18 protein-coding genes and 1 pseudogene are annotated in these 22,208 nt (G+C 71.5%); 7 read left to right on the plus strand and 12 right to left on the minus strand.

Features of this window, described 5'->3' with window-relative positions; all coding sequences use genetic code 11:
- Positions 1-93: 93 nt before the first annotated feature.
- Entirely contained in the window at positions 94-768 is a 675-nt protein-coding gene (locus QC282_RS12260; protein ID WP_279549319.1) for a Crp/Fnr family transcriptional regulator, read from the minus strand.
- A gap of 335 nt (positions 769-1,103) precedes the next feature.
- Here QC282_RS12260 and nth point away from each other — a divergent pair, with 335 nt between their 5' ends.
- The 3 genes from nth to QC282_RS12275 all read left to right on the plus strand — a co-directional run bounded on the left by nth (position 1,104) and on the right by QC282_RS12275 (position 4,150).
- The gene (gene nth, locus QC282_RS12265; RefSeq protein WP_279549320.1) at positions 1,104-2,177 is read left to right on the plus strand and encodes an endonuclease III; all 1,074 of its coding nucleotides are present in this window, start codon (positions 1,104-1,106) and stop codon (positions 2,175-2,177) included.
- 64 nt (positions 2,178-2,241) lie between these two features.
- Positions 2,242-2,937, plus strand: coding sequence for a CoA pyrophosphatase (locus QC282_RS12270; protein WP_279549321.1), 696 nt, complete (start codon positions 2,242-2,244; stop codon positions 2,935-2,937).
- Between the two features lie 13 nt (positions 2,938-2,950).
- Positions 2,951-4,150, plus strand: a complete 1,200-nt coding sequence (locus tag QC282_RS12275; protein ID WP_279549322.1) for a MarP family serine protease — start codon at positions 2,951-2,953, stop codon at positions 4,148-4,150.
- 57 nt (positions 4,151-4,207) lie between these two features.
- Here QC282_RS12275 and QC282_RS12280 read toward each other — a convergent pair whose 3' ends face one another.
- The 6 genes from QC282_RS12280 to QC282_RS12305 all read right to left on the minus strand — a co-directional run bounded on the left by QC282_RS12280 (position 4,208) and on the right by QC282_RS12305 (position 12,618).
- Positions 4,208-4,387 carry a hypothetical protein gene (locus tag QC282_RS12280; protein WP_279549323.1) on the minus strand — a complete coding sequence of 60 codons (180 nt, stop codon included), beginning with the start codon at positions 4,385-4,387 and terminating at the stop codon, positions 4,208-4,210.
- 175 nt (positions 4,388-4,562) lie between these two features.
- On the minus strand, positions 4,563-5,513 hold the full coding sequence (locus QC282_RS12285) for an alpha/beta hydrolase (protein ID WP_279549324.1): 951 nt from the start codon (positions 5,511-5,513) through the stop codon (positions 4,563-4,565).
- A complete protein-coding gene (locus tag QC282_RS12290; protein WP_279549325.1) occupies positions 5,510-5,995 on the minus strand; it encodes a phage holin family protein in 486 nt (161 codons plus the stop codon). Before QC282_RS12290 ends, QC282_RS12285 begins: the two co-directional genes overlap by 4 nt.
- Before the next feature lie 119 nt (positions 5,996-6,114).
- On the minus strand, positions 6,115-7,551 hold the full coding sequence (gene nhaA, locus QC282_RS12295) for a Na+/H+ antiporter NhaA (RefSeq protein ID WP_279549326.1): 1,437 nt from the start codon (positions 7,549-7,551) through the stop codon (positions 6,115-6,117).
- 312 nt (positions 7,552-7,863) lie between these two features.
- Positions 7,864-9,819, minus strand: coding sequence for an acetate--CoA ligase (gene acs / locus QC282_RS12300; RefSeq protein ID WP_279549327.1), 1,956 nt, complete (start codon positions 9,817-9,819; stop codon positions 7,864-7,866).
- 381 nt (positions 9,820-10,200) lie between these two features.
- Positions 10,201-12,618, minus strand: a complete 2,418-nt coding sequence (locus tag QC282_RS12305) for a SulP family inorganic anion transporter (RefSeq protein WP_279549328.1) — start codon at positions 12,616-12,618, stop codon at positions 10,201-10,203.
- A gap of 334 nt (positions 12,619-12,952) precedes the next feature.
- On the opposite strand from QC282_RS12305, the gene QC282_RS12310 reads away from it, so the two are divergent.
- Complete coding sequence (locus QC282_RS12310) at positions 12,953-14,227, plus strand: hypothetical protein (protein WP_279549329.1); 1,275 nt, start codon at positions 12,953-12,955, stop codon at positions 14,225-14,227.
- 3 nt (positions 14,228-14,230) lie between these two features.
- On the opposite strand, the gene QC282_RS12315 is transcribed toward QC282_RS12310, so the two are convergent.
- Entirely contained in the window at positions 14,231-15,211 is a 981-nt protein-coding gene (locus tag QC282_RS12315; protein ID WP_279549330.1) for an ATP-binding protein, read from the minus strand.
- A gap of 101 nt (positions 15,212-15,312) precedes the next feature.
- Between QC282_RS12315 and QC282_RS12320 the strand changes: the two genes are divergently transcribed.
- Positions 15,313-16,137: a Fic family protein gene (locus QC282_RS12320; RefSeq protein WP_279549331.1), complete on the plus strand. Its 825-nt coding sequence runs from the start codon at positions 15,313-15,315 to the stop codon at positions 16,135-16,137.
- Between the two features lie 353 nt (positions 16,138-16,490).
- Here the strand turns inward: QC282_RS12320 and QC282_RS12325 are convergent, their stop codons facing one another.
- Entirely contained in the window at positions 16,491-17,324 is an 834-nt protein-coding gene (locus QC282_RS12325; protein WP_279549332.1) for an HAD-IB family hydrolase, read from the minus strand.
- A 588-nt stretch (positions 17,325-17,912) separates the two neighbouring features.
- On the opposite strand from QC282_RS12325, the gene ssd reads away from it, so the two are divergent.
- Together ssd and QC282_RS12335 are read left to right on the plus strand one after the other, a co-directional pair.
- A complete protein-coding gene (ssd, locus tag QC282_RS12330) occupies positions 17,913-19,013 on the plus strand; it encodes a septum site-determining protein Ssd (RefSeq protein WP_279549333.1) in 1,101 nt (366 codons plus the stop codon).
- Positions 19,014-19,348: 335 nt separating this feature from the next.
- Positions 19,349-19,957 (plus strand): annotated as a pseudogene (locus tag QC282_RS12335) (ATPase, T2SS/T4P/T4SS family); the annotation flags it as partial.
- A 360-nt stretch (positions 19,958-20,317) separates the two neighbouring features.
- Here QC282_RS12335 and QC282_RS12340 read toward each other — a convergent pair.
- From QC282_RS12340 to QC282_RS12350, 3 genes are all read right to left on the minus strand, one after another.
- Positions 20,318-20,503 (minus strand): hypothetical protein, encoded by a 186-nt coding sequence (locus tag QC282_RS12340; RefSeq protein ID WP_279549334.1) that lies wholly within the window; start codon positions 20,501-20,503, stop codon positions 20,318-20,320.
- The gene (locus QC282_RS12345) at positions 20,500-20,856 is read right to left on the minus strand and encodes a hypothetical protein (protein ID WP_279549335.1); all 357 of its coding nucleotides are present in this window, start codon (positions 20,854-20,856) and stop codon (positions 20,500-20,502) included. Before QC282_RS12345 ends, QC282_RS12340 begins: the two co-directional genes overlap by 4 nt.
- A gap of 93 nt (positions 20,857-20,949) precedes the next feature.
- A complete protein-coding gene (locus QC282_RS12350; protein ID WP_279549336.1) occupies positions 20,950-22,200 on the minus strand; it encodes a helix-turn-helix transcriptional regulator in 1,251 nt (416 codons plus the stop codon).
- Between the last annotated feature and the right edge of the window lie 8 nt (positions 22,201-22,208).

A 22,208-nucleotide genomic window follows, 5' to 3' on the forward strand; every position in this document is an offset into this window, starting at 1 on the left:
CGCCTCGGGAAGAGGCGGGCACCCGTCGTCGTACGGCTGTCGTGCGGCTGTGGTGCGGTGCTCGCGCGGGCTGCCGCGCGGCTCGCGCCGGGGTCAGCGCGAGCGCTTCGCGAGGCGCTCGACGTCCAGCAGGATCACGGCGCGCGCCTCCAGGCGCAGCCAGCCGCGCTGGGCGAAGTCCGCCAGCGCCTTGTTGACCGTCTCGCGGGAGGCGCCGACCAGCTGGGCCAGTTCCTCCTGCGTGAGGTCGTGCACGACGTGGATGCCCTCCTCGGACTGCACGCCGAAGCGGCGCGACAGGTCCAGCAGGGCGCGGGCCACGCGGCCCGGGACGTCCGAGAAGACCAGGTCGGACATCGCGTCGTTGGTCTTGCGCAGCCGGCGCGCGACGGCACGCAGCAGGGCCGAGGCCACCTCCGGCCGGACGTTCAGCCAGGGCTGGAGGTCGCCGTGGCCGAGACCGAGGAGCTTGACCTCGGTCAGCGCGGTCGCGGTCGCCGTGCGCGGGCCCGGGTCGAACAGCGACAGCTCGCCGATCAGCTCGCCGGGGCCGACGACGGCCAGCATGTTCTCGCGGCCGTCCGGGGACGTGCGGTGCAGCTTGACCTTGCCCTCGGTGACGACGTAGAGCCTGTCTCCGGGGTCGCCCTCGTGGAACAGGGAGTCACCGCGTGCGAGCGTCACCTCACTCATGGAGGCGCGGAGCTCCGCGGCCTGCTCGTCGTCGAGCGCCGCGAAGAGCGGGTTGCGCCGCAGAACGTCGTCCACGAGTTCTCTCCTTGTCGACCTGCTCAGGGGATCTTGCTCCCCCGCGTACCAGGGGACCGTGCTCCCCATTTTGCCGGACCGTGCAAACAGTGTGATCTGTCACAAGGATGCCGCACTGGTGTGCCCGGGTAAGCGGCAGGGGTCCAATTGGGGGCCGATCTTCAGGGTCCGGGGCGGATGTCGGTGCCGGGGCTTAGGCTGGCCGGGTGTCCAAATCGCCGGTGAGAACACAGGCCGAGGGGGCTGCCCGGGTGGTTGTACGTCGCGATTCCGCTGTGGGCGAACAGGGCCCTGATGGCGGTAGGGAAACGGCGAAAGCGACAAAAAAGACGGCGGTGAAGAAGGTGACCGGGAAGCGCGCCACGCCGGCCGCGAAGACGACGGCGGCCGCCGAGAAGGCCGCGCCCGCCGAGAAGGCGTCACCGGCGAAGAAGGCGGTGACGGGCAAGAAGCCTGCCGCAAAGCCGGTGAAGAAGGCCGCGTCCGGCAAGAAGGCCGCGTCCGGCAAAGACCCCGCCGCCAAGCCGGTGCGAAAGGCCGCCGTCGCGAAGAAGGCCGTCGTCGCTCCCAAGAAGGCCACCGCCGCCGTCAAGGGCGTTCCGGCGGCGAAGAGCGTCGCCGCGAAGCCACCGCGGAACGAGTCGCGCACGGCCCTGGTCCGCCGCGCCCGCCGCATCAACCGCGAGCTCGCCGAGGTCTATCCGTACGCCCACCCCGAGCTGGACTTCGAGAACCCCTTCCAACTCGTCGTCGCCACGGTCCTGTCCGCCCAGACCACCGACCTGAGGGTCAACCAGACGACGCCCGCGCTGTTCGCCAAGTACCCGACCCCCGAGGACCTGGCCGCCGCCAACCCGGAGGAGGTCGAGGAGATCCTGCGGCCCTGCGGCTTCTTCCGCGCCAAGACCCGCTCCGTGATGGGCCTGTCCAAGGCGCTCGTCGAGGACTTCGGCGGCGAGGTCCCCGGCCGCCTGGAGGACCTCGTGAAGCTGCCCGGCGTGGGCCGCAAGACGGCGTTCGTCGTCCTGGGCAACGCCTTCGGCCGCCCCGGCATCACCGTGGACACGCACTTCCAGCGCCTGGTGCGCCGCTGGGAGTGGACCGAGGAGACCGACCCGGACAAGATCGAGGCCGCGGTCGGCGGGCTGTTCCCGAAGAGTGACTGGACCGACCTCTCGCACCACGTGATCTGGCACGGCCGCCGCATCTGCCACGCCCGCAAGCCGGCCTGCGGCGCCTGCCCGATCACCCCGCTCTGCCCGGCGTACGGCGAGGGCGAGACGGACCCGGAGAAGGCGAAGAAGCTGCTGAAGTACGAGAAGGGCGGCCACCCGGGCCAGCGCCTGAACCCCCCGCAGGCGTACCTGGACGCGGGTGGCCGGCCGGCGCCGCCGCTGGGGGCCGGATGACGGCCGGCAAGGAACGATCCGCGGGCGGCCGGGCGTTGTGCAGGGCAGGACGAGGGGGGTGTCGATGACGCGCGCGAGCAACACGCGGGGCGGCCCTGTGACGCTCAGCAAGGAGGGCCTGCCGGCCTGGCTGGACCCGGTCGTGCGGGCCGTGGAGACGGTGCAGCCGGTGCAGCTGAGCCGCTTCCTGCCGCCGGAGGACGGCCGGGGGCGGCAGTCCGCCGTGCTCATCCTGTTCGGCGAGGGCAAGCGCGGCCCGGAGCTGCTGCTGATGGAGCGCGCGAGCTCGCTGCGCTCCCACGCCGGCCAGCCGTCGTTCCCCGGTGGCGCCCTCGACCCCGAGGACGGCGACCCGCAGGGCGACGGCCCGCTGCGGGCCGCTCTCCGCGAGGCCGAGGAGGAGACCGGCCTCGATCCGGTCGGCGTCCAGCTGTTCGGTGTCCTGCCCCGGCTCTACATCCCGGTGAGCGGCTTCGTCGTCACGTCGGTGCTGGGCTGGTGGCGCGAGCCGAGCCCGGTCGGTGTCGTCGATCCCAACGAAACCGCCAGGGTCTTCACGGTTCCCGTGGCGGATCTCACGGATCCGGCCAACCGTGCGACGGCCGTTCACCCCAGTGGCCACCGAGGTCCGGCATTTCTGGTCGAATCGGCCCTCGTGTGGGGCTTCACCGCCGGGATCATCGACCGGCTGCTGCACTTCGCGGGCTGGGAGCGGCCCTGGGACCGGGAGAAGCAGGTCCCGCTCGACTGGCGGTCATGACAGGGTGGCCTTCGTGAACGTGCTGGACATCCTGTTGCTGGTCGCCGCCGTGTGGTTCGCGATCGTCGGCTATCGCCAGGGCTTCGTCGTCGGCATCCTGTCGGTGATCGGGTTCCTGGGCGGCGGCCTCGTCGCCGTCTACGCCCTGCCCGTCATCTGGGACGCGCTGACGGACAACGCCGAGGTCAGTACGACCGCCGCCGTCGTCGCGGTCGTCGTCGTCATCGTGTGCGCCTCGATCGGCCAGGCCCTGACGACCCATCTGGGCAACAAGCTGCGCCGGTACATCACCTGGTCCCCGGCCCGCGCCCTGGACGCGACCGGCGGCGCGCTGGTCAACGTCGTCGCGATGCTGCTGGTGGCCTGGCTGATCGGCTCTGCCCTGGCGGGCACGACGCTGCCGACCCTCGGCAAGGAGGTCCGCAACTCCAAGGTGCTGCTCGGCGTCTCACGGGCGCTGCCCGCCCAGGCCGACACCTGGTTCGCGGACTTCTCCTCCGTCCTCGCGCAGAACGGCTTCCCGCAGGTCTTCAGCCCGTTCTCCAACGAGCCGATCAACGAGGTGCAGCCGCCGGACCCGGCGCTCGCCGGCAGCCCGGTCGCCGCCCGCGCCCAGCGCTCCATCGTCAAGGTCACCGGCACCGCGCAGAGCTGCGGCAAGGTCCTGGAGGGCACCGGCTTCGTCTTCGCCGACCGCCGCATCATGACGAACGCGCATGTCGTCGGCGGCGTCGACGAGCCCACGGTCCAGATAGGCGGGGAGGGCCGCAAGTACGACGCGACGGTCGTCCTCTACGACTGGCGGCGCGACATCGCCGTACTCGACGTGCCCGGACTGAAGGCGCCCGCGCTGCGGTTCACCACCGGGGACGCCGGCAGCGGCGACAGCGCGATCGTCGCCGGCTTCCCGGAGAACGGCGCGTACGACGTGCGTTCCGCGCGCGTGCGGGGCCGCATCACGGCCAACGGCCCGGACATCTACCACCGCGGCACCGTCCGCCGCGACGTGTACTCGCTGTACGCGACGGTCCGCCAGGGCAACTCCGGCGGCCCGCTGCTCACGCCCGACGGCAAGGTCTACGGCGTGGTCTTCGCGAAGTCCCTCGACGACGCCGAGACGGGCTACGCGCTCACCGCGGACGAGATCCGGGACGACATCGCCAAGGGACGCACCGCGAACCAGCAGGTCGACAGCGACAGCTGCGCGCTGTAGGCCGTTGTGGCCCGCGAGGAACCTCGCGGGCGCGAAGCGGGCGGCGCCGGCCGCGGGTCAGCCGCGGGGGTGGCGCAGGCGTACCGAGACCCAGCGGGCCCGGCGGCGCAGGATGTGCGGGATCCCCACCCGGAGGTCGGCGCCCGCCACCTGCGGGGTACCTCGTCGGGGAAAGCTCAGGGCGCTGCCCGAGCGGCGATTGCGTGCTGCGTCACTGTAGTCGTGCGTCCAGCCCATACCCCGACGTGTGCCCCCGACGCATGGTCGATAACCGCTCAGGGCGCCGCCAATTGGCCTATGCGCCAGGCAAGTGGCCGTTCGTACGACAAGAGTTCCTGTCCGGATACCGGGCGCACGGGGACGGTCACGGACCGGGACCGGATCGCCCCGCCGGACGGCCGGCCGGGCGCGTTCAGCGGTCGGGCTCGGGGTCCTTCAGCCAGTTGACGAGTTCCGTGGAGAACGCCACCGGGTCCTCCTCGTGCGGGAAGTGTCCCAGACCGTCGAACAGCCGCCAACGGTACGGCGCTTCGACGTACTCGCCGGATCCGGCCGCGCTGCGGGTCCGGACGACCGGGTCGAGCGAGCCGTGCAGATGCAGCGTGGGCACCCGTACGGGCCGCTTCATACGGCGGTTGAACTGGATGCCGTCCGGGCGGGCCATCGACCGCACCATCCACCGGAACGGCTCGATCGAGCAGTGCGCGGTGGAGGGGATGCACATGGCGCGGCGGTACTTCTCCAGCGCCTGCTCGTCCAGCGGGCGCGGGCCGGACCAGTCCCGGATCAGCCGCTCGACGAGCGCGCCGTCGTCCGCGGTGAGCTGCCGCTCCGGGACCCAGGGCCGCTGGAAGCCCCAGATGTAGGAGCCGGCGGCGGTCTGCCGGGCGTCCCTGAGCATCGAGGAGCGCCAGCGCCGGGGGTGCGGCATCGACGTGACCGCGAGCCGCCGTACGAGCTTCGGGCGCATCGTGGCGGCCGTCCACGCCAGGTAGCCGCCCAGGTCGTGGCCGACGAGCGCGGCGTCCGGCTCGCCGAGGGAGCGGATCACGCCGGTGATGTCGAGGGCGAGGTTGGCCGGGTCGTAGCCGCGCGGGGTGCGGTCGCTGCCGCCGACGCCCCTGAGGTCCATGGCGACGGCCCGGTAGCCGGCGTCGGCCAGGGCGACCAGTTGGTGCCGCCAGGTCCACCAGAACTGCGGGAAGCCGTGCACGAGCAGCACGAGCGGCCCGTCGCCCAGTTCCGCGATGTGGAAACGCGCGCCGTTGGCGGCGACGTCCCGGTGGGTCACCTGATGACCGCCGGGCACGTCGAGCCGTACGAGCGAGGCGGGTTGCGCCGAGGGGGTGCCGGGGTCCGTCATGAGGATGAGCGTGCCACAGCCTCGATGGCCTGGGGAGCCCGGTCCCCGACCGCCGGGCGCGGATGCGGCTTGGCGTTCTGCAGAACGCCCGCCGACTCCTTCACCGACGCGGCGACCTTCTGCGGCCCGCGGCCCTTCTTCGCCTTCTTCGCGAACACGACGCCGATCAGTCCGAGGACGATCGCGACGAGGACGTTCGCGGCGAAGGACAGCAGGAAGCAGATCGCCAGGTTCCAGTGGCTCCAGGTCCGGATGCCGTAGGCCAGGGCGAAGTTCAGCATCGGCAGGGAGAACAGCAGCAGCAGACCGGCCGCGGTGAACGCGCCGCCGCTCGTCACGCCGCGCTTCACGTCCTGCTTGAGCTGGGCCTTGGCCAGCGCGATCTCGTCGTGCACCAGCGCCGACAATTCGGTCGTCGCCGTGGCGAACAGCTGGCCGATGCTGCGTTCGGCGCCGACCGGGCTGCCGTCGGGTGCGCTCATCGCGGTCTCCCTCTTGTGCGTGCGGTTCCTTCTGCGGTCCGACGGCGCGAGTCTGACGGACCGTGGGCCCGCCGCGTGCGTGCGACTCACGGTTCCGTCTTTTGTACCGTCTCGTCAGATCATGCCGGACCGTTCCCGTCCACGCCTGCCCCGCCCGACACTTCGGCAAGCCTGCGGCGCTCCGCGGCCTTCTCGTCGGCGAGCCGGCGGTGCTCCGCGGCCCTGCGTTCGAGGATGTCGGCCATCCGCAGGTGGTACTCCGGCTCGTCCTCCTCGTAGATGTCCGGAATGCCGTCGAGGTCGTCGTCGCGGTCCTCGGCCTCGCACAGCCTGCGGTACTTGGCGTTGCGCACCTTCAGCAGCACCGACGCCAGAACGGCCGCGATCATGGAGCCCGCCAGCACGGCGGCCTTGACCTCGTCCCTGAGCACCGCGTCGCCCTCGAAGGCGAGCTCGCCGATGAGCAGCGAGACGGTGAACCCGATGCCGGCGAGCGTCGCCACCGCGAGGACGTCGGCCCACTCCAGGTCGTCGCTGAGCGAGGCCCTGGTGAAGCGTGCCGTCAGCCAGGTGCCGCCGAAGATGCCGATGGTCTTGCCGACGACCAGACCGAGCACGACGCCCAGGGTCTCGGGCTGGGTGAACACGTCGCCGAGGGCCCCGCCGGACACCGACACACCCGCGCTGAACAGCGCGAACAGCGGCACCGCCAGGCCCGCCGACAGGGGGCGCACGAGGTGCTCGATGTGCTCGCCGGGGGAGTGCTTCTCGCCCTCGCGCCGGTGGCAGCGCAGCATCAGGCCCATGGCGACACCGGCGATGGTGGCGTGGACGCCGCTGTTGTACATCAGGCCCCAGACGACCAGCGCCAGCGGCACGTACACGTACCAGCCGCGCACGCCCTTGCGCAGCAGCAGCCAGAACACCGCGAGGGCGACGACGGCGCCGCCGAGCGCCACGAAGTCGATGCTGTCGGTGAAGAAGATCGCGATGATGAGGATCGCGAAGAGGTCGTCCACGACCGCGAGCGTGAGCAGGAAGGCCCGCAGCGCGCTCGGCAGGGACGTCCCGATCACGGCGAGCACGGCCAGCGCGAAGGCGATGTCAGTGGCGGTGGGCACGGCCCAGCCCGCCAGGGAACCGCCGCCGGCGCTGCTGGTCAGGACGTAGACCAGCGCCGGTACGGCCATGCCGCACAGCGCCGCCACGACCGGCAGTACGGCCGCCTTCGGGTCCCGGAGGTCACCGGCGACCAGCTCGCGCTTGAGCTCGATACCCGCGACGAAGAAGAAGATCGCCAGGAGCCCGTCGGCGGCCCAGTGGGCGATGGACAGGTCGAGGCCCAGGGCCGCCGGGCCGAGGTGGTAGTTGCTGACGCTCTCGTAGCTGTCGTGCAGTGCCGGAACGTTTGCCCAGACCAGTGCGGCGATCGCCGCGAGGAGCAGGAGGACACCGCCGACGGTCTCGGCGCGCAGCGCGTCCGTCACGAACGTCCGCTCGGGCAGTGAAAGGCGTCCGAATGCCTTGCGGGTGTCGGTGGTGCGGGGCGCGGGCAAGGGAAAACCTCCGGTCGGTGGGCAGCATGGAGCGCATGCCGACCAGACTTCCCGGCGCACCTCGAATGATGTCTTTTTGCTTAGTTTACCTAACGTGCCCGAAAGCTCCGATCGGGGCTGCCGGGGTGTGGTCGGGAATGGTCCGGCATTGCTCACATTAAGCAGGAAAGGGGCACCTGGCGCGTCCAGCGCCGGGTGCCCCTCGTCCGACCGTCTCAGTCCGACCGTCTCAGTCCGACCGTCTCAGTCCGACCGGGTCGGTCCGACCGGGTCGGTCCGACTGTCACAGTCCGACCCGGGTCAGCTGCCCGATCAGTCCTCGCTCGGTGCCGCCGGGAGCTTCGCCTGGATGAGGTCCATCACCGTGGAGTCCGTGAGCGTCGTGACGTCACCGAGCTGACGGTTCTCCGCGACGTCCCGGAGCAGCCGGCGCATGATCTTGCCGGAGCGGGTCTTCGGCAGCTCCGCCACCGGCAGGACCCGCTTGGGCTTGGCGATCGGGCCGAGCGTGGCACCGACGTGGTTGCGCAGGTCGGCCACCAGGTCCTCGGTCTCGGCCGCCGTGCCCCGCAGGATCACGAAGGCGACGATCGCCTGACCGGTCGTCTCGTCCGCGGCGCCCACCACGGCCGCCTCGGCGACCGACGGGTGCGATACCAGCGCCGACTCGACCTCGGTGGTCGAGATGTTGTGCCCGGAGACGAGCATCACGTCGTCGACCCGGCCCAGCAGCCAGATGTCGCCGTCGTCGTCCTTCTTCGCCCCGTCGCCGGCGAAGTACCTGCCCTCGAAACGCGACCAGTACGTGTCCAGGAACCGCTGGTCGTCGCCCCAGATGGTGCGCAGCATCGACGGCCACGGCTCGGTGAGGACCAGGTAGCCGCCGCCGCCGTCGGGCACCTCGTTCGCCTCGTCGTCCACGACGGTCGCGGCGATGCCGGGCAGCGGACGCTGAGCGGAACCGGGCTTGGCCTCCGTCACGCCCGGCAGCGGCGAGATCATCATCGCGCCGGTCTCCGTCTGCCACCACGTGTCGACGACCGGCGTCCGGTCGGCGCCGATGTGCTTGCGGTACCAGATCCACGCCTCGGGGTTGATCGGCTCGCCGACCGAGCCCAGCACGCGCAGGCTGCTCAGGTCGAACTTCGCGGGGATGTCGTCGCCCCACTTCATGAACGTCCGGATCGCCGTCGGCGCCGTGTAGAGGATCGTGACGCCGTACTTCTGGACGATCTCCCAGAAGCGGCCCTGGTGCGGGGTGTCCGGGGTGCCCTCGTACATGACCTGCGTCGCGCCGTTGGCCAGCGGTCCGTACACGATGTAGGAGTGGCCCGTGACCCAGCCGACGTCGGCCGTGCACCAGTACACGTCGGTCTCGGGCTTGAGGTCGAAGACCGCCCAGTGCGTGTACGCCGCCTGCGTGAGGTAGCCGCCGGAGGTGTGGAGGATGCCCTTCGGCTTACCCGTGGTGCCCGAGGTGTAGAGGATGAACAGCGGGTGCTCCGCCTCGAACGCCTCCGGCGTGTGCTCGGCGGACTGGCCGTCCACGATCTCGTGCCACCACTTGTCCCGCGAGTCGTTCCAGGCGACGTCCTGGCCGGTGCGGCGGACGACGACCACGTGCTCGACGTTGCCGGCGCGCTCGACCGCCTCGTCCACGGCGGGCTTGAGCGCGGACGGCTTGCCGCGCCGCCAGCCGCCGTCGGACGTGATGACGACCTTGGCGTCGGCGTCCTGGATGCGGGTCGCGAGCGCGTCCGCGGAGAAGCCGCCGAAGACCACCGAGTGCGCGGCGCCGATGCGGGCGCAGGCCAGCATCGCGACGGCCGTCTCGGGGATCATCGGCATGTAGATCGCGACCCGGTCGCCCTGCCGCACGCCCAGTTCCAGCAGGGCGTTGGCGGCCTTGGAGACCTCGTCCTTGAGCTCCGCGTAGGTGAGGGCGCGGCTGTCGCCGGGCTCACCCTCGAAGTGGATGGCGACCCGGTCGCCGTGCCCGGCCTCCACGTGCCGGTCGACGCAGTTGTACGCGACGTTGAGCGTGCCGTCCTTGAACCACTTGGCGAACGGCGGGTTCGACCAGTCCAGGGTCTCGGTCGGCTCCTTGGCCCAGGTCAGCCGGCGGGCCTGCTCGGCCCAGAAGCCGAGCCTGTCAGCCTTGGCCTGTTCGTACGCCTCTGCCGTGACGTTGGCGTTGGCGGCCAGGTCGGCGGGCGGCGCGAACCTGCGTTCTTCCTTGAGCAGGTTGGCCAGGCTTTCGTTGCTCACGACATCTCCCTTTCGAAGGGTGTCCGTTGTGTCCCAGGCCACAGCTCATCAGACCCGAGGGCCCGGTGACAAGGGTCGACCGGGAATTGGTTTAGACCTGTGTGGAGGGTCGTTCTCGGAGTCCGGGCTGCTCGGACGCTCGGACGGCTCGGAGGACTCGTAAAACTCGTAGGGCTCGAGTGGATCGGGCATCGGGTGGGCGGCTGTGGGCTCACCGATTCCCACGGGCCGTACGGCGGACGGGTTCAGCTCTGTTATCCCTCTCACATCCGGGCCGGCCCGGGGCGGAAGCGCGCCGCCGGTCCGCGCCGCGTGTCTCCACCCACGAACCGACGCCGCGCACCCTGTCGCTGCGGGGTGCGCGGCGTCGGACGGACGGCGTCAGACGGTCAGCTCCGCCGCCCGGACCCGGTCGAACACCCCGCTGCCGTCGGTCTCCGAGAGCAGGTAGGCCTGTGCCTCACCCACGTGGAAGTACATCCCGTGCAGCTCCAGCGCACCCTCCCGCACGGCCCGGGCGACCGACTCGTGGGCGCGCAGGTGCTCCAACTGCTGGACCACGTTGGCCAGGCAGAGCTGCTCCACCGCGTCGTCGGGCTCCCGCACGGCCAGCCGGGGCCGGTCCCCGGCGTCGCCGGCCAGCCGCTCCAGGCTGGGCCGCCCGTGCTTGAGCCACCGCTTCAGCGGCGTCCGGGCGCCGCCGGGCTCGGAGTTGAGCAGCGCCTGCATGGCTCCGCATCCGGAGTGCCCGCACACCGTGATGGACCGCACCCTCAGCACGTCCACCGCGTACTCGATCGCGGCCGCCACCGAGTCGTCCCCGCTCTCCTCGCCGGGCAGCGGCACGAGGTTGCCGACGTTGCGCACCACGAACAGGTCGCCCGGACCACTGGAGGTGATCATCGAGGTGACCAGTCGTGAGTCGGCGCACGTCAGGAACAGCTGGGACGGCCGCTGGCCCTCGCGGGCGAGCCGGGCCAGCTCGCCGCGCACCAGCGGAGCGGTGTGGCGCTGGAACGCGCTGATGCCACGCGCCAGTTCGTGCCCGCTCGGCGGCAAGCGGTCGGTCCCTTCCGGGTGTCCGTCGTCGGACGGGACCGGTCGCGGGCGCTCGCACTGGTGGTTGCGCCAGGCGGTCCAGGGCCGGCAGCGGCAGCCGGCGTCGGCCGACGCGGCGCGGCTGCCGTCGGTCGGGGAGCCCTCCGGCTCGTCGGTCCCGCTCGCGGCGGCGAGGGCCGCGAGGGTGGCGGGTTCGGCGATCCGGACTCCGGCGCGACGGCCGGTGATCTCGACGGTGCCGCCCTGCGCGGTGTGCGTCTTCTGCCAGTCCTGCAGCGTCTCGTACGCCGCGTGGTCCATGAACGACCCGTCCAACTCCACGACGGCGTCGGCGCCTTGGGGTACGAGATGCAGGGCGCGGCTGAGGCGTGGCACCGCCAGGAACGTCAACTGGCCTCTGACGTGGACGTGATGGACTCCTTCCCTCTCGTCGTGCGTGATGCGGGTGCGGGTGAGGCGGTGCAGGGCGACGGCGACGGCGGCGGCGACACCCAGCGCGACGCCCGGGAGGACGCCGAGGAACACCACGCCGAGGGTGGTCACGGCGTAGACGAGCACCTCGCGGTGGCGGGTCACCGTGCGGATGTGGTGCAGGGACACCATCTGGATGCCGATGGCCATCACCAGGGCGGCGAGCGAGGCGAGCGGGATGAGCTCCAGGACCGGGACCAGCAGCAGTGTGGCGACTACTACGAGAACGCCGTGCAGCATCGTGGAGTTCCGGCTCACGGCCCCCGCGTTCACATTCGCGGTGCTGCGCACGGCGACGCCCGCGACGGGCAGTCCGCCGAGGCTGCCGGAGACGATGTTGGCGGCGCCCTGGCCGAGCAGTTCACGGTCCAGGTCGGAGCGTCCGACGTGGACGGCCGGGGCCGGTCGGGCGGCCACCAGCTTGTCCACGGCGACCGCGCCGAGCAGCGACTGCACGCTGCACACCAGCGTGATGGTCAGGACGGCGGCGACGAGGCCGAGCGCCGGTCCCTCGGGAAGCCCGGCGAGCGCGTGACTGCGCCAGGACGGCAGCTCCACCTCGGGCAGGCCCACACCGCCGAGTGCCGCGGCGGTGGTGGCCCCGGTGACGGCGACGAGCGCGGCGGGCACGGCGCGCAGCAGGCGGCCCACGCGGCCGGGCAGGCGCGGCCAGAGCAGCAGCAGCGCCAGGGTCAGCGAGCTCACGACCAGGGCGGCGGGGCGTACGTCGGCCAACTGGGCGGGCAGCGCGCGCAAGTTGTCCAGCACGGCGCTCTGCGGGGTGCCGCCGAGGACGATGTGCAGCTGGGCGACGGCGATGGTGACGCCGATGCCGGCGAGCATGCCGTGCACGATGGCGGGGCTGACGGCGAGCGCGCCGCGCGCCACCCGCAGGCAGCCGAGGGCGAGTTGGGCCAGGCCGGCGAGGACGGTGATGGCGCACGTCGTGCGCCAGCCGTAGCGGTGGATGAGGTCGGCGGTGACGACGGTGAGACCGGCGGCGGGGCCGCTGACCTGGAGGGGCGAGCCGCCGATCCGTCCGGCGACGATGCCGCCGACGGCGGCGGCGACGAGGCCGGCCTGGAGGGGCGCGCCGGTGGCGAGGGCGATGCCCAGTGACAGGGGCAGGGCGATCAGGAAGACCGCGATGGATGCGGACACGTCGGCGCCCGCGATGCGGAATCGGCGGCGCGGGGCCGGTGGCGGGCTGTGGGGGCGGTGGTCGCGCTTCGTCGTCGAGTTGGCGCGGGTGGGGACGCAGGCGGACATGTTTCCCGTCTCCTCCGGGGCGGCGCGGTCGCAGAACTGGTGGTCCCCGCTCGGTGGCGGGGGTCGGTTGCGGCCGTGGGTCACGGCGTGCAGCGGCGGGATGAATCAACGCTCGGTAAACGGATCGTAATGGAGAGTAAAGGCCGAGCATAGACTTTCCAGGCAAATAGGCTAATAAGCCACTCCAGGGAGTGAAACGACCTTTTGGTCAGCTTGTCGTACTAATCCCTTCTCTTGCGCTGTGCGACGTTGACGGCGCTGTCGGCCCCTCGGCGCAGCACCAGACATCGCCCTCACCAGCGTTGGCCCCGAGAGAAGGAAGAAGGTGGGCGGATTGGCCGCCACCCACAGGATTGCCGCGGGCACCGTGGTCGCCGCGGTCTGCGCCGCGTCGCTCGCCGGTTGCGGGATCGGCACCGACGGCTCCCAGCAGGGAACGCACGCCCCGCAGAAGGCGAAGCCGGCCGCCCCGGCGCCCAAGAGTGTCGTCCGGCTGATCGGCGACGGCTCCACCGCGTACACCGGTGCGCAGCCCCATCTGCCCCGGCCCGAGCGCCTCAAGCCCGGACAGAAGCCGCCGCAGTTCGTCGTCTTCTCCTGGGACGGCGCGGGTGAGGACAGTCAGCGGCTGTTCTCCCACTTCCGCGAGGTCGCCAAGGCCAACAACGCCACCATGACGTACTTCCTGAGCGGCGTTTACCTGCTGCCGGAGGACAAGCGCAGCCAGTACCGGCCGCCGCAGCACTCCCCGGGCCGCTCCGACATCGGCTTCAACGACGCGCGCGGCATCGCCGACACCGTCAAGCAGCTGCGCCTGGCGTGGCTGGAGGGCAATGAGATCGGCACCCACTTCAACGGTCACTTCTGCGGTCGCGGCGGTGGCGTGGGCGAGTGGTCGGTGCAGGACTGGAAGGACGAGATCTCCCAGGCCAAGCAGTTCGTGAAGACCTGGAAGTCCAACACCGGGATGAAGGACGCGGCCCCGCTGCCCTTCGACTACGACAAGGAGCTCATCGGCGCCCGCACCCCCTGCCTGGAGGGCCAGGAGAACTTCACGCAGGCCGCCCGCGAACTCGGCTTCCGCTACGACACCAGCGGCGTCAACAACCAGCTGTGGCCCAAGAAGAAGCAGGGCCTGTGGGACCTGTCGATGCAGCTCGTGCCGTTCCCCGGGCACTCCTACGAGCAGCTGACCATGGACTACAACTACATGGTCAACCAGTCGGGCACGACCACCCAGGGCGACCCCGCCAAGCACCAGCTGTGGGGCGACCAGATGCGTGACAGCCTCCTCAAGGGTTTCTACCGGGCCTACGACGGCAACCGCGCGCCGCTGATCATCGGCAACCACTTCGAGTCCTGGAACGGCGGCACCTACATGCGGGCCGTCGAGGAAGTCATCGAGCACGTGTGCACCAAGGCCGAGGTGCGCTGTGTCTCCTTCCGGCAGCTCGCGGACTGGCTGGACGCGCAGGACCCGAACACGCTGGAGAAGCTGCGCACCCTGACCGTCGGCGAGGCCCCGAAGGAGGGCTGGCCCGCCTTCATGGCCGGCGCACCCGCCCCGGCGCCCAAGGGCGTGCCCGGGGCGCCGGCGGCGAAGCGGTGACCGTCAGGCCGTCGCCGCTACCCGCTCGCTGAGCACGAACCCGGGGTCGACCTGCGCCGCCAGGTCGGCCCCGGTGCGCTCGTTGCCCCACGACCGGGCGTTCTTCAGGTGGAAGTGCACCATCTGCCGCGTGTAGCGCTCCCAGTCCCGCAGCTCGTACGTCGCGTCGGCGGCCGTCCGCAGGGCGCGCAACGCCTGGCGGTTGGCCTCCTCCAGGGACGCGAACCGGGGCGGCCTGCCCTTTTCCATGGCGCGCACCCAGTCCGAGTGGCCGACCGTCACGAGCAGGTCGTCGCCGACCTCGGCGCGCAGGAAGTCGAGGTCGTCCGGGCCCTGCACCTTGTTGCCGACGACCTTCAGGGCGACCCCGAAGTCACGGGCGTACTCCTTGTACTGGCGATAGACGGAGACCCCCTTCCGGGTCGGCTCGGCGACGAGGAACGTCATGTCGAAGCGGGTGAACATGCCGGAGGCGAAGGAGTCCGAGCCCGCCGTCATGTCGACCACGACGTATTCGCCGGGGCCGTCCACCAGGTGGTTCAGGCACAGCTCCACCGCTCCCGTCTTGGAGTGGTAGCAGGCGACCCCCAGGTCGGCGTCCGTGAAGGGGCCCGTGACCATCAAACGGACCGCGCCGCCGTCGAGTTCCACCGCCCGGGCGCAGGTGTCGTACACCGGGTTGTCCTCAAGGACCCGCAGCAGCCGGGAGCCCTCGCCGGGCGGCGTCGTCTTGATCATCGTGGCGGCCGAGTCGATGCGCGGGTTGGAACCGCGCAGGTAGTCCTTGATCAGCGGCAGGTGCTCGCCCATCGCGGGCAGCCGGGCCGCCTCCGCCTCGTCGAGGCCGAGCGCGGCGCCCAGGTGCTGGTTGATGTCGGCGTCGATCGCGACGACCGGCGCTCCGGCGGCCGCGAGATGCCGGATGAACAGGGAGGACAGGGTCGTCTTGCCGCTGCCGCCCTTCCCGACGAAAGCAATTTTCATGTTCACCAAGGGTAGTCAGTCAATGGCTGTACGTGGCAGGTGGGCGTGAAGAAGACCACTCCTTCGTGGGGTGCGGGCGCCGGGTGCGTAGGGTCGTACCCATGAGTACGACAGGCGCGAACGCCGATCCGCTCGCGGCCCTGGGCTCCCTGCCCGGCGTGGCCGATTCCGTGGAGTCCGTGCGCAAGGCCGTGGACCGGGTCTACGGGCACCGGATCATGCGGCGCCGCAGCAACGAGATCACCTCAGAGGCCGCGCTGCGCGGGGCGCGCGGGAGCGCCGCGCTGTCCGGCGCGGACTGGGCCCTGGAGGAGGTGCGCCGGCGCACCGACTTCAGTGGTGACGACGATGCGCGCGTGGTGGGCGCGGCGCTGCGGTTGACCGCCGAGGCGGGCCAACTGCTGTCCATCTGGCGGCAGTCACCGCTGCGCGTCCTGGCTCGGATGCACCTGGTGGCGGCGGCCCACAAGGCCGACGAGGTCGGGCGGCCCCGCCAGGAGGGCGAGCCGGTGGACGAGCCGCTGGTGGCGCTGCCGCTACCGAACGCCGCGGAGGTCTCCGGGCGTCTGGAGGGCCTGGCGGATCTGATCATCGCGGGCGGTTCCGCGCCGGCGCTGGTGACGGCCGCCGTGGTGCACGGCGAACTCCTCGCGCTGCGGCCCTTCGTCTCCCACAACGGCCTGGTCGCGCGCGCCGCGGAGCGTGTCGTCCTGGTCGGCAGCGGTCTGGACCCGAAGTCGGTGTGCCCGGCCGAGGTGGGGTACGCCGAACTGGGTCGCGAGGCCTATCTGGAAGCGCTGGACGGCTATGTCTCCGGCACTCCGGAGGGCATGGCGGCCTGGATCGCCCACTGCGGCAAGGCGGTTCAGCTCGGCGCGCGCGAGTCGACGGCGGTGTGCGAGGCGCTCCAGCGCGGGGCGGCGTAACGGCTTTTCCGCGGGGGCCGGACAGAGTTGCGGCGGTACGAGTTCTCGTACCGCCGCTGGCATGAGCACCGGGTTACCAGGCGTCCTCGACACATGCCCATCAGGTCGGGAACTTTGCCCGTCACCTGGTGCGGCTGGCCCGTAATCGACGGGTCGACGTCGCGTGGGTGCCCGGTGTTCATGCTCGGTCCGTGGGCCAGTTGCGTAGTGAAGGTGATCCTCTCGGATGTCCTTGGTCTCGCGGGCCGTTGAGTCCTTTGTACCGCGGATCCGGGGGAAGCGGAACCCGTGGCATCACTTCTTTACTTTTAGGTTCAAACAGGTTGTAAACGGACGCTCTTGAGGTGGGTGATTCAGGCGACCGCCGACCGTCGCCGGCTCGCGTACCAGACGAGGCCGGCGGTGGCCGCCGCCGCTCCTATGGCCGCCGCCGCCACAAGTGCGGGGCGGGGTGGCACGGAGAACCGGGGGAGCCGCTGCTTGAGGCGGACCGGCCGGTGGAAGTCGAGGATCGGCCAGCCGCGCGCGACGGCCTCACGGCGCAGCGCACGGTCCGGGTTCACGGCGTGCGGATGCCCCACGGCCTGCAGCATCGGCAGGTCCGTCGCCGAGTCACTGTAGGCGTAGCAGCGTTCGAGGTCGTAGCCCTCGGAGACGGCCAGCTCCCGGACCGCCTCGGCCTTCGTCGGGCCGTACGCGTAGTACTCCACCTCCCCGGTGAAGCAGCCGTCGTCGCCCACGACCATGCGGGTCGCGACCACCCGGTCGGCGCCGAGCAGCTCGCCGATCGGCTCGACCACCTCGGCACCGGACGTGGACACGATCACGACGTCGCGGCCGGCCGCGTGGTGCCGCTCGATGAGAGAGGCGGCCTCGTCGTAGATGATCGGGTCGATCAGGTCGTGGAGGGTCTCGGCGACGATCTCCTTGACCTGCTCAACGTTCCAGCCGCGGCACATCGCCGAGAGGTACTCGCGCATCCGCTCCATCTGGTCGTGGTCGGCGCCGCCGGCGAGGAAGACGAACTGGGCATATGCGGTACGCAAGGCGGCCCTGCGGCTGATGAGGCCGCCTTGGTAGAACGACTTGCTGAAGGTGAGCGTGCTCGACTTCGCAATGACCGTCTTGTCCAGGTCAAAGAAGGCCGCTGTGCGGGGCAAGGAGTGGTTTTCCACGCCCCCGAGCATAGGCGCAGCCCATTCGGCGTAAGGTGGGCGCGTGGGTTTGCCTGAGAAGCCTCTCGGGTACACCATGGAAGTCACGGATCGTTCGCGACCGTGCTAACCCGGTCCGACTCCTCCCCCCCCGAGTCGGCCGTGGAGACGACCCCCGCTCTCCCCCCCGGCGGGGGTCGTCGCATGTCCGGGTGGGTTTTCTCGATTACCTCGCGGCGACCGTGCCGCCTCCGGGGCGCCGGGCCCGATTTCCCGCACACCCATGATCCGTCACACACGGTAGTTGTCGGGCTGCTCTGTGGATGACGAGCGCCGGGCCGTACAGGGGTCACCGGTATGGGTGATGGCGATATTCACAGGCATCGCGTTGTCCACAGTTATCCACCAAGATCCACACGATTTCCGGGATCGCTGCACCGTGATTCCTGCGCGGCCCGCTCGCGGCCAGTTCATGGCCGGTTCTGTTTGTGGGGCGCGTATGGCCGGTTTTCGTCGGCCGCTCATATGGGGGCCGGATGTCGGTTCTCCGCATGTTCGGCAAACGCGGGGCTTCAAGGCCCGGCGAGAGACGCGATACGCAGCGACAGGGGGAGCTTGTTCATGGCCGGAGCCGTCACACAGGATCCGCCGCCCGCCGGAGGGCGACAGGGCGGACCACTGATCATCACCGAGGACGCCGCGCTCCTCGACGACCTGCTGCGCCTGTGCGCGGCGGCCGGTGCCACACCCGAGGTCCATCACGGAGTCCCGGAGCGCGGCGGTGGCTGGGAGGCCGCACCGCTCGTCCTGGTCGGCGACGACGCCGCCCGGCGCGTACGCGGGGCCGCCCGCAGACGAGGCGTGGTCCTCGTCGGCCGTGACCAGGACGACTCCGGGGTCTGGCGCCGCGCCGTCGAGATCGGCGCCGACCACGTCCTGATGCTGCCCGACGGAGAGCAGTGGCTGGTCGACCGCATCGCCGACGTCGCCGAAGGCGTCGGCCGGCCCGCCGTCACCGTCGGCGTGATCGGCGGCCGAGGCGGGGCGGGGGCCTCCACGCTCGCGTGCGCCCTCGCCGTCACCTCCGCGCGTGAGGGACTGCGCACCCTGCTCGTGGACGCCGATCCGCTCGGCGGCGGGCTCGACGTCCTCCTCGGCGGGGAGACGGCCGAAGGGCTGCGCTGGCCGGCGTTCGCCGCCTCGCGGGGGCGGGTCGGCGGCGGCGCCCTGGAGGAAGCACTGCCCGAACTGCACTCCCTGCGAGTCCTCAGCTGGGACCGCGGCGACTGCGTGGCCGTCCCGCCGCAGGCCGTGCGGGCGGTGCTTGCCGCGGCCCGCCGCAGGGGCGGCACGGTCGTCGTAGACCTGCCCCGACGCGTCGACGACGGGGTCGCCGAAGTCCTTGCCCAGCTCGACGTCGGGCTCCTCGTGGTCCCCGCCGAGCTGCGCGCCGTCGCGGCGGCCGGGCGGGTGGCGTCCGCCGTCGGCATGGTCCTGCGCGATCTGCGGGTGGCGGTACGGGGCCCGTACGCGCCGGGGCTCGACGACCGCGAGGTGGCCCGACTGCTCGGCCTGCCGCTGGCCGGCGAAGTGCCCGTCGAACCCGGGCTGCTGCGCCCGCAGGGCAGCCGGCGTCCGCCGGGAGCGGCGGCACGGGGGCCGCTCGCGCGGTTCTGCGGACAGTTCTGGGAGCGGGCGTTGCTGGAGGCGGGGGCGGCGTGAGGGACGGCGGTGGGGTGGTGAGGCTGAGGTTGGGGGCTAGTGGAGTGCTTGGGGGCGATGGGGTTGGCAGGGCGAGCGGCGTTGGCGGGGCCGACAGTGGCGACAATGCCGACGGGACTGGCGGCTTGATCGTGTCTGCCGGGCCAAGTGGGGTTGGCGGATTGAGCGCGCCTGTGGGGCCCAGTGGGGTCGGCGGGTCGGCTGCGTCCGACGGGGCGAGTGGAGTTGGTGAGACAGGTCGGCTCGGCGGGGCAAGGGGGCCGAGTTGGGCCGGAGAGGGCTCCGGTGCTGGCCGGCTTGTCGGGGGTGGGAGTCCGAGGGCTTCTGGCGAGCTCGTGGGCAGTGCGGGCAGCGCGGGCGGCGTCATTCCCGCCGGGTTGCTCGACGGTGTCCGGCGGCGGCTCGCCGAGAGCGGGGCCGAGCCGACGCCCGCGCGGGTGGCGCAGGCGTTGCGGGAGCAGGGGCGGGTGCTCGGGGACGCCGAGGTCCTCGGAGCGGCCGAGCAGTTGCGGTCCGAGCTGGTCGGCAGCGGGCCGCTGGAGCCACTGCTCACCGACCCGCGCGTCACCGACGTGCTGGTGTCGGCACCCGACCGGGTGTGGGTGGACCGGGGCGGCGGACTGGAGTTGACCCCCGTCGCGTTTCCGGACGCGGCAGCCGTACGACGGCTCGCGCAGCGCCTGGCCGCCGTGGCCGGACGCCGCCTGGACGACGCCCGGCCCTGGGTCGACGCGAGGCTGCCGGACGGAACCCGGCTGCACGCGGTGCTGCCACCGGTGGCCGTGGGATGCACGTGCCTGTCGCTGCGGGTCGTACGCCCGCGTGCCTTCATGCTCGGCGAACTCGTCGCGGCGGGCACGGTGCCGCCCGGTGGGGACCGCGTGCTGCGGGCGCTGCTGGCCGCGCGATTGTCGTTCCTCATCAGCGGCGGCACCGGCACCGGCAACCCCGAGATGGTCCTAAGACGCCTCTAAACGGATCATGCTCTAAGCCCCAGGTTCCCCGATCTGGGAGCCTGTCTGACCTGCGGGTTTGTGGGCTTATTCGGCGCGCACGGTGCTCACCTTCGAATCCAAGGCGAGCTCGAAAAGCGGCCCCGGTCGGCGACGGGGGTGCCGGCCGGGGCCGCTGTCGGTCAGTTCCCGTATGGCGTGCACTGGCGGCCCGCCCCATGTTCGGCACGGACGGGCCGCCCTCTCCCCGCCGACGGGAGAGTGAGCGGCCCGTCTCCAACGGGGGGTGGAGACGGGCCGCTCGTCCCGCCGCCGGTGCCGTCGTATCCCTTCCGGCAGCGGGAGTCTGGGCTAGTGCGTGCAGCGGCGCATCAAGACGTTGCAGTCCGACACGGTCGTGAGGTCGCCTGCCCTGCGCGCCGCTTCTCTCCGCTGCGCCAGCTCGTGGCAGCTCGGGCAGTTCGTCACGGGCGTGGGCTCCACGAGTGGAAAGCCGAGGTACACCGGATCGGCGCCGGTGACGGGTCTGGTGTTCATCGGCGGCCCTCCCGCACGAGCCGGTACAGCCACAGGCCGACCTCGCAGCGTCCCGCCTCGTCCACGCACTGCTCGCACATGGGGCTGTGCGTGAACAGCGCGGCGTGGGCGCGGTTGGCGGTGTCCTCGCGGCAGGCCCGCGGGAACCAGCGCATCGGGGACGTCGTGCCGGACAGCGGGCTCATGTGCTCGCCGAGGGCGACGGCCGTCTCGGCGGTGAGACGCTCCCGGCACCACACGCAGTCGGCGCCGCGGACCTGGTCGTCCGTCAGCCGGTCGAGGGACGGGAGCGCGAGAACCTCCAGCACTTCGGCCGGTATCTCGTACGTGGTGCTCGCGCTCTGTCTCGACATGGCTGAGGCCTCCACGGTCAATGTGCTCGCTCTCACACCTGCGACCGTAGAAGCGCCCAGCGGGAAGCAGGGGTGCAGTTTGCACCCCCTCGCTCACGCGGCTAGGAGCCCGAGCCTGACAGCCAGTTCGGAGGCGCGCCGCCTGCGCGCCGGGCTCTTGGCCTCGGTCTCTTCCAGAACGATCCGCTTGGCGTATCCGTTGTACTTGATCGTTTCCGGGGCAGCCTCATGCGCCTGGGCCAGCGTCGCGAGCGCCACGTCGGGTTGCCCATCGAGTTGGTAGCCGCGGGCCTCCTCGATGCGGTGCCGGGCCCGGCGCGGCCTCGAAGGAATCGTCACGGCGTCCGCGGCCGCTGACTGCCGCACGGACTCGCCACCTTGATGGAGCTCGACAGCGACGGTGACGGCGTGGGCGCCCATGATGGCCCGTGAGAACGACGTGACGGGGTGGTAGTAGTCCGCGGGCAGCCGGTCGGCCATCGCACGGGCTTCGTCCCAGTACCGCCACGCCGTCCCGGTCTCTCCCCTGCGGGCGGCCGTGTACCCGGCTTCGAAGGTGAGCGCGCCGGCGACCGCGAGAACGTCGTCCGGAGCGTCCGGCAGTAGCGGCTCCAGGTACGCCAGCGTCTCAAGGTTGACGGCGTCTGCCGCGTCGAAGTGCGCCGGCCCGGCATCGCGGTGGGCCTGGGCGGCGAGCCAGGCGGCGACACCGATCGCGTGAGGGTCCTCGGATTCCTGTGCCGCGATCAGGCCTCGGTCGGCGACGCGCCACAGCAGGGCGGGGTCGGGTTGGTAGGCGACGAAGAACTGTGCGAGGGAGTACACCTCGGCGAGGACGGCGTGCGCGGCTCGGCGGTCGGGCCCGGTGTTGGCCTGCCGGACCGTGGCCTGGGCGTCCCGGATCAGGTCCGGAAGGAGTTCGCCGATGACCTGGCGGTGATTCGGTGCGGAGTGGCGGGCGGCCCAGGCTCGGGCGAGGCGTGCGCGGAGGTGTTCGGCGGGCGGGGCCTGCCGCTGGGTGGTGAGGGGGAAGGCGTCGATGGCTGCCTTAACTTCAGGCAGGCGCGGGTGGCCGGGGCCGGTGAACAGGTCGACGTGCACGGACTGGTCTCCAGTGAGTTCGGAGAGGTCCCGGACACGGAGGATCTCGGCGAGACGGAGGATCACCTCCAGCCGGGGCGTGCGGCGCCGGCCTGTCTCGATGTCCTTCACCCACTGCCCGGAGCGGCCTGCGAGCCCGCCGAGCTGCTCGCGCGTAAGGCCCTTCCGGGTGCGGAGAACTTGAAGCCGTTGGCCGAAGACCAGCGGGTCGGCGTACGGGTCCGGGGTAGCATCAGATGGCACGGTCTCGC

Origin of the sequence: Streptomyces sp. DH24 (assembly GCF_029813775.1) — a bacterium.
Lineage (GTDB): Bacteria > Actinomycetota > Actinomycetes > Streptomycetales > Streptomycetaceae > Streptomyces.